Here is a 10,263-nt window from a genome sequence, read left to right on the forward strand (position 1 = left end):
CGCGGCGGGTGAGCCGCGCCGCAGGCCAGGCAGCGGTCAGCGGCTCCACTGCCGGGCCAGGCGGGCGCCGAGCGCGCGCAGCCCCTCGGCGGGCCGCTCCAGCGCCGCCGTCTCCCCGCCGCGCTCCTCGCCGCCGAAGTGCTCCACCAGGCTGTACGCCTCGGTCACGCCCGCCGCGGCGGCCTCCCGCCGCCCGGTGCTCACCCGGCCGGCCAGCACCACGCAGGGCACCCCGCGGTCCCGGGCCGCCCCGGCCACCCCGGCGACCACCTTGCCGCGCAGCGACTGGTGGTCGAAGGAGCCCTCCCCCGTGATCACCAGGTCGGCGGCGTCCAGCGCCGCGTCCAGCCCGATGGCCCGGCTGACCAGCCCGATGCCGGACTCACACCGGCCGCCGAGGGCGAGCACCGCCGCGCCGAGCCCGCCGGCCGCCCCGGCGCCGGGCCGCGCGGCGAACCCGGGCGGACAGTCGGGCAGCTCGCGTTCCAGCACCTCGACCCAGCGCTCGAGCGCGCCGTCGAGCAGCAGGATGTCCTCCCGCGTGGCGCCCTTCTGCGGGCCGTAGACGTTGCTGGCGCCGTGCAGCCCGAGCAGCGGGTTGTCGACGTCGGTGGCGGCGATCAGGGTGGCGCCGCGGACCCGGGGCGCGCCGTCCAGCGCGGCCACCGCGGCCAGCGCCGCCCCGCCGTACGGCAGGGCCCGGCCCGCCTCGTCCAGTGCGGTGACGCCGAGCGGGATGAGCATTCCGGCGCCCCCGTCGTTGGTGGCGGAGCCGCCCAGCCCGATCACCAGGGTCCGCGCCCCCGCCTCGACCGCCGCGGCCACCAGTAGCCCCAGCCCGTACGAGGTGGTGGCCTTCGGGTCCCGCTCGGCGGCCGACAGCAGGTGCAGCCCGCACGCCTGGGCGCTCTCCAGGTACGCGGTGCCGTCGTCGGTGAGCAGGATCTCACCGGCGGCGGGGCGGCCGAGCGGGTCGACGGTCGGGACCGGCAGCCGCCGCCCGCCGAGCGCCTCGGCGAGGACGGCGACGAACCCCGGCCCGCCGTCGGCGAGCGGCCGGAGCAGCAGTTCGTCCCCGGGGGCCACGGTCCGCCAGCCCTCGGCCACCGCGGCGGCCACCTCCTGAGCCGGCAGCGTGCCGGCGAACTTGTCCGGACAGAGCAGCACGCGCATGCCGAGCAGTGTGGCAGGCCACACCGACGGTGGTCGTACGCCGGGCGCGCTGTGGGACCATGGGGGACGTGACTTCGACCTGGGTTGAGCCCTCCAACACCGCCACCGCGCTGCTGCTCCTCGGCCGCGGCAGCGACCCCGCCACCGAACGCGGCGTGGAGTGTCCGGGTGACCTCCCCGCGCCGAGCGACCCGGACCTAGTGGCCCGGGCGGCGGCGGCCAAGGCCGCGCTGGGCACGAAGGTCTTCGTGCTGGGCCACCACTACCAGCGCGACGAGGTGATCCAGTTCGCCGACGTGACCGGCGACTCGTTCAAGCTGGCCCGGGAGGCGGCGGCCCGCCCCGACGCGGAGTACATCGTCTTCTGCGGCGTGCACTTCATGGCGGAGAGCGCGGACATCCTCACCTCGGACAGCCAGCAGGTGATCCTGCCCGACCTCGCCGCCGGCTGCTCGATGGCCGACATGGCGGTGCTGTCGCAGGTCGAGACCGCCTGGGACGTGCTGACCGAGCTGGGCGTGGCGCAGGATACCGTCCCGGTGACCTACATGAACTCCTCGGCGGACATCAAGGGCTTCGTCGGCCGGCACGGCGGCGTGGTCTGCACCTCGTCGAACGCGAAGCGGGCGCTGGACTGGGCGTACCAGCAGGGGTCGAAGGTGCTCTTCCTGCCCGACCAGCACCTCGGCCGCAACACCGCGGTGCTGGAGATGGGCTACTCGCTGGACGACTGCGTCCTCTACGACCCGCACAAGCCGAACGGTGGGCTGACCCCGGAGCAGCTCCGCGACGCGAAGATGATCCTGTGGCGCGGGCACTGCTCGGTGCACGGCCGGTTCACGCTGGACAGCGTCAACGACGTCCGGGAGCGGGTGCCGGGGGTCAACGTGCTGGTCCACCCGGAGTGCCGGCACGAGGTGGTGACCGCCGCCGACCACGTGGGCTCGACCGAGTACATCATCAAGACCATCGAGGCGGCCCCGGCCGGCTCGGCGTGGGCGGTCGGCACCGAGCTGAATCTGGTCCGCCGGCTGGCGCTGGCCCACCCGGACAAGCAGATCATGTTCCTGGACCGGGCGGTCTGCTACTGCTCGACGATGAACCGGATCGATCTGCCGCACCTGGTGTGGGCCCTGGAGGAGCTGGTGGCCGGCCGGGTCGTCAACCAGATCACCGTCGACCCGGACACCGCGCGGCACGCCCGGGCGGCACTGGACCAGATGCTCGCACTCCCCGGCGCTTGATCACCCTCGGTCACATCACTGGTACGGAAACGCACCGGACACCCCGGTTCGTGCCCTCGCTGGTGATGTGACCGATTCCATTCTCGTCACGGAGGGCTATGCTGCCGGGGCGACGAAAGACGCGGGTCGTTTTCCTGCGGCCCCATTGTGGGTAGCGATGCACATCGTGAGCCCGATCATCTTCACGGAAGTACCAACGCGCTGGAGGTTGCGTTGACCGACGACGTCCTGGTCGTACACGGAGGCACTCCGCTCGAAGGGCGGATCCGCGTGCGCGGCGCGAAGAACCTCGTATCCAAGGCGATGGTCGCCGCCCTCCTGGGTGACACCCCCAGCCGGCTGTTCGACGTGCCGCGGATCCGGGACGTCGAGGTGGTCCGCGGGCTGCTCGGCCTACACGGGGTCAAGGTCAGTGACGGCGAGGAGGACGGCGAGCTCATCTTCGACCCGTCCAACGTCGAGAGCGCCAGCACCGACCAGATCAACGTGCACGCCGGCTCCAGCCGGATCCCGATCCTGTTCTGCGGCCCGCTGCTGCACCGGCTCGGCCACGCCTTCATCCCGGACCTGGGCGGCTGCCACATCGGGCCGCGCCCGATCGACTTCCACCTGCAGGCCCTGCGCGAGTTCGGCGCGACCGTCGACAAGCGGCCGGAAGGGCTGCACCTGTCCGCCCCGAACGGGCTGCACGGCACGAAGTTCGCCCTGCCGTACCCGAGCGTCGGCGCCACCGAGCAGGTGCTGCTCACCGCGGTGATGGCCGAGGGCGTCACCGAGCTGCGCAACGCCGCCGTCGAGCCGGAGATCATCGACCTGATCTGCGTGCTGCAGAAGATGGGCGCGATCATCAAGGTGCACACCGACCGGGTGATCGAGATCCAGGGCGTACCGAAGCTGCACGGCTACACCCACCGGCCGATCCCCGACCGGATCGAGGCGGCGAGCTGGGCGGCGGCCGCGCTGGCCACCCGCGGCCACGTCGAGGTGCTGGGCGCCCAGCAGGCCGACATGATGACCTTCCTGAACATCTTCCGCTCGGTCGGCGGCGAGTACGAGGTGACCGACCTCCGGCCGCCGCGGGCCGGCCGGCCGGGCCAGGAGGGCGGCATCCGGTTCTGGCACCCGGGTGGGGAGCTGAAGTCGGTCGCCCTCGAGACCGACGTGCACCCCGGCTTCATGACCGACTGGCAGCAGCCGCTCGTGGTCGCGCTGACCCAGGCCCGGGGGCTGTCGATCGTCCACGAGACGGTGTACGAGCAGCGGCTCGGCTACACCACGGCGCTCAACTCGATGGGCGCCAACATCCAGGTCTACCGGGACTGCTTGGGCGGCACCCCGTGCCGCTTCGGCCGCCGCAACTTCAAGCACTCCGCAGTGATCGCCGGCCCGAGCAAGCTGCACGCGGCCGATCTGGTCATCCCGGACCTGCGGGCCGGGTTCAGTCACCTGATCGCGGCGCTGGCCGCCGAGGGCACCTCCCGGGTGTACGGCGTCGACCTGATCAACCGGGGCTACGAGGACTTCGAAGCCAAGCTGGCGGACCTCGGCGCGCACGCAGAGCGTCCGTAACATCACACTGCGTTTTCCGCGCCCGGTGCACCCGCGATGTGCACCGGGCGCGGCTGTTTGGCTACCCTTCACGACGTGCCGTCGCTGTTTCGTCGTAAGCCCGCCGACCTCGTCGAGGAATCCGTCACCACGGTGACGACCGACGAGGCGTCCACCGCTGCCCCGTCCCGGGGCCACACCCCGAGCAAGAAGGACCTGGGCGTGGTGACGCCGAAGCGGCCCACCGCCGGCCGCCGGCCGGGCGCGCCGAGCAAGCCGCTGACCAAGGAGGAGGCGCGGGAGCAGCGCCGGGCGGCCCGCGCCGAGGCGGCGGCCGAGTTCCGCCGCGAGGGCGGCCCGCGTGACCGGGGGCCCGAGCGGCTACTGGCCCGCAACGTGGTGGACTCCCGGCGCACCGTCGGCACCTGGTTCTTCGGCGGCGCGCTGATCGTGCTGCTCGGCTCCAACCAGGCCATGCCGCCGATCGTGCGGCTGATCTCCAACCTGCTGTGGGGCGCGCTGGCACTCGGCGTGGTGATCGACTCGATCCTGATCTCCCGCAAGATCAAGAAGCTGGTCCGCGAGCGCTACCCGAAGAGCACCGAGAAGCTGGGCTCGCTCTACTTCTACGCGATCATGCGGTCGATCACGTTCCGCAAGATGCGTGCCCCCGCGCCGCAGGTGAACGTCGGCGACAAGATCTGAGCTGTTCCGGCCCGGACACGGCCCCTTCCCGCCCCCGCGGGGAGGGGCCGCGTCATGCCACCCCGAGCAGGCGCAGCAGCGCGGTGGTGCTGGCCGCCGCGACCACGACCAGCACGAAGGGCGCCCGTCGCCAGGCGAGCAGCAGCCCGACCAGCACCCCCGCGGGCCGGGCGTAGCCGGCGAAACGGCCGGCCTCAGTCAGTGCCGCGGTCGCGGCGAGGGCGGCCAGCAGGGCGGCGGCAGCCACCGGCAACAGGTGCCGGGCCCACTCGGGCAACTGCAGCCGGTCGCGCAGCAGCACCCCGGCGACCCGGAAGCCGTACGTGCCGACGGCCAGGGCGAGGATCACGGCGATCAGCACGACGCCTCCCCGGCCCGGACCACCGGCCCGGCGTGGTGGGCGGGGTCCGGTGCGGCCCCGTCCGGGCCGGGCGGGCCGTGCTGCTCCGGACCGGCCACGGCCGTCCCGTCGGGCACCTGGTCGGCGCTGCTCGCGCCCCGGCCGCGGAGCGCGGGCACGATCAGGGCGGCGAGCGCGAGCAGCACCGGCACCCCGGCCGGCAGCACCGGGGTGGCCAGCACCGCCAGCCCGGCGCCGGCCAGCGCGACCCGGCGGGTGTCCCGGTCGCGCAGGCTCGGCAGCAGCAGGGCGGCCAGCCCGGCCGGGAAGGCGGCGTCGAGCCCCAGGGCAGCCGGGTCGCCCACCGCGCCGCCGGCGAGCACGCCAAGCAGGGTGCCGGCGTTCCAGGCCAGGAAGAGCAGCGCCCCGGCGAGCCAGAACGCCCGACGGCGCCCGGGCCCGGCTGGTCGGGCCAGGGCGAAGGCGGTCGCCTCGTCGGTCATCAGGTGGCTGCCGAGCAGCCGCTGCCAGCGCCGTCGCCCGAGGGCGCCGCCGAGAGCCAGGCCGAACGGCAGGTGCCGGGCGTTGAGCAGGAGGCCGGCGAGGACGGCGGCGACCGGACTGCCGGCGGCGACCAGACCCACCGCCATGAACTGCGCGCCGCCGGCGTAGAGGAACACGGACATGGCGAGGGTCGCCCAGACCGGGAGGCCGGCGGCCACCGCCACGGCGCCGAACGAGGCGCCCACGGCGACCATGGCCGCCCCGATGGCGGCGACGTCGCGGAGCATCGCCCGGTCGGCCGTTCGATATGCCGTACGCATGTCCATTATCCTGAACACGACAGCACGCGTTCGTCAAACCGAACAAACCGACCTCTGGAGCGAACAATGGCCGTCGACCCCGCTCCCCCGCTCGCCACCATCGCGGCCGCGCTGCGCCGCGAGCGCGACCGGGCCGGGATCTCGCTGACCGAACTCGCCCGCCGGGCCGGCATCGCCAAGTCCACCCTGTCCCAGTTGGAGTCCGGGGTCGGCAACCCGAGCGTCGAGACGCTGTGGGCGCTGGGGGTGGCGCTGGGCGTGCCGTTCAGCCGGCTGGTCGAGCCGCCCACGGCCGCCGTCCGGGTGGTCCGCGCCGGCGAGGGCCCGCGGATCCGCTCCGAGCATGCCGACTTCAGCGCCACGCTGCTCGCCGCCGGAGCGCCGCACGCCCGTCGCGACGTCTACGTGATGGAGCTGGAGCCGGGTGCGGTGCGGGTGGCCGAGCCGCACACCCCGCGCAGCGTCGAGCATGTCGTGGTCGCCACCGGGCGGATGCGCCTCGGCCCGGAGTCCGACCTGGTCGAGCTGGGTCCGGGCGACTACGCCACGTTCCCCGGTGACACGCCGCACCGGTACGAGGCCCTCGTTCCGGGCACTTTCGCGGTGCTGGTGATGGAGCACCCGTGAGCCGGCGACGGCCCGGCCGGCACGACCCGCTCCCGCGCGCACCTGGCGACGCGCCGGTAGGCCCTTGCTACTCGGTCACCCACACCTGCTCACCGACCTCGGCCGGGGCGCGGTAGAGCCGGGCGACGACCTCCTCGATGTCCGGCTCGACGATCGCGATGTCCCGCAACGCGGCCAGGCCGGCCAGCCCGGCCACCACCTCGGCGACAGTCGCCGACTCGAGCACGAAGACCAACCGGTGCCCGTCCGCCTCCACCCGCTGCAACGGGGCGCCGGGCAGTGCCGGCGGCTCGGGCAGCGCGGTGTCCAGCTCGGCGACGACCATCCGGCGGGAGCCGTACCGGCTGTGCAGGGCGGCGATCGAGCCGTCGTGCACCACCCGGCCGTGGTCGATCACCACCAGTCGCCGGCAGAGCCGCTCGATGTCGGCCAGGTCGTGGGTGGTGAGCACCAGCGTGGTGTCGCCGGCCCGGCCCAGCTCGGCCAGGAAGCCGCGGACCGCCTGCTTGCTCACCACGTCCAGCCCGATGGTCGGCTCGTCGAGGAAGAGCACCTCCGGGCCGTGCAGCAGCGCGGCGGTCAGCTCGCCACGCATCCGCTGGCCGAGGGAGAGCTGCCGGACCGGGGTGTCCAGGAACTCGTCGAGGTCGAGCAGGCTCCGGCACCGGGCCAGCCGGGCCGCGTGCTCGCCCGCGGGCACGTGGTAGACGTGCCGGAGCAGCTCGAACGAGTCGCGCAGCGGCAGGTCCCACCAGAGCTGCGAGCGCTGGCCGAAGACCACGCCGATGCGCAGCGCCAGCCGGGTACGCTCGGCCACCGGGCGCAGGCCGCACACCCGGGCCTCCCCCGCCGACGGCATCAACACGCCAGTGAGCATCTTCAGCGTGGTCGACTTCCCGGCGCCGTTCGGGCCGATGTAGCCGAGCATCTCACCGCGCTCGACCCGCAGGTCGACCCCGTCGACCGCGGTGACCGTCCGCTTCTCCCGGCGCAGCCGGCCCGCCTTGATTCGGACCGTGAACTCCTTGCGCAGCCCGCGCATCTCGATGACGCTCATGATCCCGTACTCCGGTAGTGACGGATCCCGACCCGCCAGGCCAGGGTGGCGATCGCCGCGGCGACCACCGCGACACCCGGCGCCGCCCAGCCGACCCAGCCGGGCAGGCCGAGCGGGTCGGCCCGGCCGAGCAGCGCCAGCGCCGGGTGGTAGCTGACGAAGGCGAACCCCATCCCGTACGCGAAGAGCGCCCTGAACCAGCTGCCGTAGACGGTGACCGGATACGAGGTGAAGTCACGCCCGCCGTAGGTGACCGAGTTGGCCAGTTCGCCGGAGTCGATCCAGTAGAACGACACGGTGGCCGTGGTGACGAAGACCGAACCGAAGAAGACCACCGCGGCGAGCGGGGCGACCACCGCCAGCGCCACCCGCCCCGGCGTCCACTGGATGCCGGCCGAGGCGAGCGCCACCACCAGCACGGCCAGCCCGAAGACCGCCCGGGAGACCTTGCGCAGCGGCAGGTCCATCAGCAGCAACTGGGGCAGCGCGGCCAGTGGGCGGACCAGCACGGCGTCGAAGAGGCCGGTGCGGACGTACCGGGGCAGTCGCTCGATGTTGCCGACCAGCAGGTCCGCCGTGGCGAACGCGAACGACGACAGGCCGACGATCACCAGCGTCTCGCGGAGCGTGAAGCCGCCGAGCTCGCGGGTGACCCCGAAGAGCACCAGCACGGTGACCACGTCGAACACCGTGGCCCCGACGTTGCCGACCAGGTCCACCACGAACGACGCCCGGTACGCGGCCTGCGACCGGGCCTGCGCGCCGAGCAGCGCCCGGTATGCGGCCAGCCCGGGCGGTCGCCGGTCCGCACCGCTCGGCCACACCGGTCCACTCGCCACGGCCGACCGGCCCGGGTCGGTCAGCGTCCCCGGCTCAGCCACCCCGCACCGCCTGCCGCGGTTCAGCCACCCTGCACCACCATGCGGCGCTCGGCTCGGCGCTGCACCAGGCGGCACAGGGCGAGCAGCGCCACGGCCCAACCGAGCTGCACCCCGACCAGGCCGAACTGGACCGCTGCCGGGTCCCGTTCGACCAGCACGTCGAGCGGGATCTGGAGCAGGCTCGGGAACGGAGTCCCGTACCGCAGCCCGGCCTCCAGCCAGCCGGGCAGGAAGCCCAGCGGGAAGTAGAGGCCGGCGAGCACGCCGGAGCAGAGCGTCCACAGGATCAGCGGACCCCGGACGTCCTGCAACCAGTACGCGGTGGCGTTGACCAGGTATCGGCAGCCGAAGCAGACCACCACGGCGAGCAGCACGGAGAACGCGAAGAGCGGCAGGGTGGCCCAGCGGCGGGGCAGGTACACGTCGAAGAAGAGCAGACCGATCAGCACCGGCGGTAGCAGCCGGGACAGCGAGGCGAACCCGGCGCGGCCCAGGTCGGTGGCGAAGTAGCTGGTCACGGGGTGGATCGGGCGGAGCAGGTCGGCGGCGATCTCGCCGGTCCGGATCCGGTCGGCCAGCTCGGTCCAACCCCAGATCGCGACCACCGCCAGCAGCCCCTGCCCGACCCAGACGAAGGTGGCGAGCTGGGCGCGGTCGTAGCCGGCGACCCGCCCCGCCGCGCCGGCGGCCGCGACGAAGATGTAGTAGCGCAGGAAGCCGAAAACGCTGTTGGTGACCACTCCCGCCACGGCGGCCTGGCGGTAGGTGGCGTGACGCCGAAACCCAGATCCCACTATGGCGCCGAATGTCCGAAACCATCGGGTAACGTTTGAGTCCGTGGGCGGTGCCACAGTGGCGGTGACAGAGCCCACGCCGTTACCCTCCTTCCGCAGCCACGACGTGCCGGACCGGGCGACTCTACCGGCGCGCCGGGCGCCCAGCGCGACAATTTCCAACGAGGTGACATCGCCGTGAGCGAGCGACGCGAGCCGGCCCGGGGGCCGCGCCGCGCCGGCGGCGACGGGACCTGCCGATGAGCGGCTGGGACCAGTGGCGCGAGCTGGCCGAACCGTCCTGGGCCGCCGAACCCACCCACGAGTGGCGGCCACAGTTTCCGGGCCAGCGGTACCCCGGTGACATCGGCGTCGAGTACCTGACCTCACGCGCGCCGCGTGGCCGGGCCGTCGTCGGCCGGGCCGAGGTGCAACCCGTCAGCCCCGCGCCGGCCGAGGACCCGTACCCGGTCAGCCCGGCAGGCCCAGACGAGCGGCGCGGCGGCCACCCGGTGAGCCCGCCAGGCCCGGACGGCCGGCGCGGCGCGCACCCGGTGAGCCCGGCAGGCCCGGACGAGCGGCGCGGCGCGTACCCGGTCAGCCCGGCAGGCCCCGACGAGCGGCGCGGCGGCCTCCCGGGACCGCGCCGTTCGGGCGAGCGGCGCGGGCACCCGGACGGGCGCGGCGCGGAGGAGTCGCACCCGGACGGGCGGCGGGCGTGGGCGGACCGGCGCGCCCCCGGCGACGGACCCCGGCGCGGCCCGGTACCGCACCCCGGCGACCGGTACGACCCGCACGAGCGGACCCCGGAGCGCGCCGCGGGCCGGCCCGACGACCGGTACGACCAGCGCTGGGTGCACCCCGAGCCGGGACGGCGGACGCCGGACGCGCAGCGGCCGGTCTCCCCCGCGCCCGAGCCCGGCTGGCTCCCGGAACCCGGCGAGTTCCCGCCCCGTTCCCAGCCGCGACCGCCCTGGTCGGAGCCGCGCCGGGGCCCGGCCGACGGGCGACCCAACGGCACCCCGCCCAGCCCGGTGGACCGGCGGCAGCCGGCGTACGACGGCCCGGCCGACCAGCGGCGCCCGGCATCC

General features: G+C 74.2%; 10 protein-coding genes and 1 pseudogene. 5 read left to right on the forward strand and 6 right to left on the reverse strand.

Translation table 11 applies throughout. The annotated features are described in order from the left end of the window. Positions 1 to 36 precede the first annotated feature (36 nt). Positions 37 to 1,173 (reverse strand): glycerate kinase family protein, encoded by a 1,137-nt coding sequence (locus A6A27_RS06580; protein WP_073833648.1) that lies wholly within the window; start codon positions 1,171 to 1,173, stop codon positions 37 to 39. Positions 1,174 to 1,241: 68 nt separating this feature from the next. On the opposite strand from A6A27_RS06580, the gene nadA reads away from it, so the two are divergent. The 3 genes from nadA (at position 1,242) to A6A27_RS06595 (ending at position 4,670) form a co-directional block, all read left to right on the forward strand. Beyond that, complete coding sequence (gene nadA, locus A6A27_RS06585) at positions 1,242 to 2,417, forward strand: quinolinate synthase NadA (protein ID WP_073833757.1); 1,176 nt, start codon at positions 1,242 to 1,244, stop codon at positions 2,415 to 2,417. Positions 2,418 to 2,630: 213 nt separating this feature from the next. Further along, positions 2,631 to 3,986: a UDP-N-acetylglucosamine 1-carboxyvinyltransferase gene (gene murA / locus A6A27_RS06590; RefSeq protein WP_073833649.1), complete on the forward strand. Its 1,356-nt coding sequence runs from the start codon at positions 2,631 to 2,633 to the stop codon at positions 3,984 to 3,986. Between the two features lie 36 nt (positions 3,987 to 4,022). After that, the gene (locus A6A27_RS06595) at positions 4,023 to 4,670 is read left to right on the forward strand and encodes a DUF3043 domain-containing protein (RefSeq protein ID WP_073833650.1); all 648 of its coding nucleotides are present in this window, start codon (positions 4,023 to 4,025) and stop codon (positions 4,668 to 4,670) included. A 52-nt stretch (positions 4,671 to 4,722) separates the two neighbouring features. Here the strand turns inward: A6A27_RS06595 and A6A27_RS06600 are convergent, their stop codons facing one another. Together A6A27_RS06600 and A6A27_RS06605 are read right to left on the reverse strand one after the other, a co-directional pair. Further along, positions 4,723 to 5,031 (reverse strand): AzlD domain-containing protein, encoded by a 309-nt coding sequence (locus A6A27_RS06600; RefSeq protein WP_073833651.1) that lies wholly within the window; start codon positions 5,029 to 5,031, stop codon positions 4,723 to 4,725. Beyond that, positions 5,025 to 5,834 carry an AzlC family ABC transporter permease gene (locus A6A27_RS06605; protein ID WP_073833758.1) on the reverse strand — a complete coding sequence of 270 codons (810 nt, stop codon included), beginning with the start codon at positions 5,832 to 5,834 and terminating at the stop codon, positions 5,025 to 5,027. The genes A6A27_RS06600 and A6A27_RS06605 overlap by 7 nt, the downstream gene beginning before the upstream one ends. 66 nt (positions 5,835 to 5,900) lie before the next feature. Between A6A27_RS06605 and A6A27_RS06610 the strand changes: the two genes are divergently transcribed. Further along, positions 5,901 to 6,461, forward strand: a complete 561-nt coding sequence (locus A6A27_RS06610) for a helix-turn-helix domain-containing protein (RefSeq protein ID WP_073833652.1) — start codon at positions 5,901 to 5,903, stop codon at positions 6,459 to 6,461. 67 nt (positions 6,462 to 6,528) lie between these two features. Here A6A27_RS06610 and A6A27_RS06615 read toward each other — a convergent pair whose 3' ends face one another. From A6A27_RS06615 to A6A27_RS06625, 3 genes are all read right to left on the reverse strand, one after another. Then, a complete protein-coding gene (locus A6A27_RS06615; RefSeq protein ID WP_073833653.1) occupies positions 6,529 to 7,518 on the reverse strand; it encodes an ABC transporter ATP-binding protein in 990 nt (329 codons plus the stop codon). Next, a complete protein-coding gene (locus A6A27_RS06620; RefSeq protein WP_073833759.1) occupies positions 7,515 to 8,306 on the reverse strand; it encodes an ABC transporter permease in 792 nt (263 codons plus the stop codon). The genes A6A27_RS06615 and A6A27_RS06620 overlap by 4 nt, the downstream gene beginning before the upstream one ends. Positions 8,307 to 8,419: 113 nt before the next feature. Next, positions 8,420 to 9,271 (reverse strand): ABC transporter permease, encoded by an 852-nt coding sequence (locus tag A6A27_RS06625; RefSeq protein WP_073833654.1) that lies wholly within the window; start codon positions 9,269 to 9,271, stop codon positions 8,420 to 8,422. 161 nt (positions 9,272 to 9,432) lie between these two features. On the opposite strand from A6A27_RS06625, the pseudogene A6A27_RS44175 reads away from it, so the two are divergent. Then, positions 9,433 to 10,263 (forward strand): annotated as a pseudogene (locus tag A6A27_RS44175) (hypothetical protein); the annotation flags it as partial.

The organism is Micromonospora sp. CB01531, from assembly GCF_001905095.1.
Classification (GTDB): domain Bacteria; phylum Actinomycetota; class Actinomycetes; order Mycobacteriales; family Micromonosporaceae; genus Micromonospora.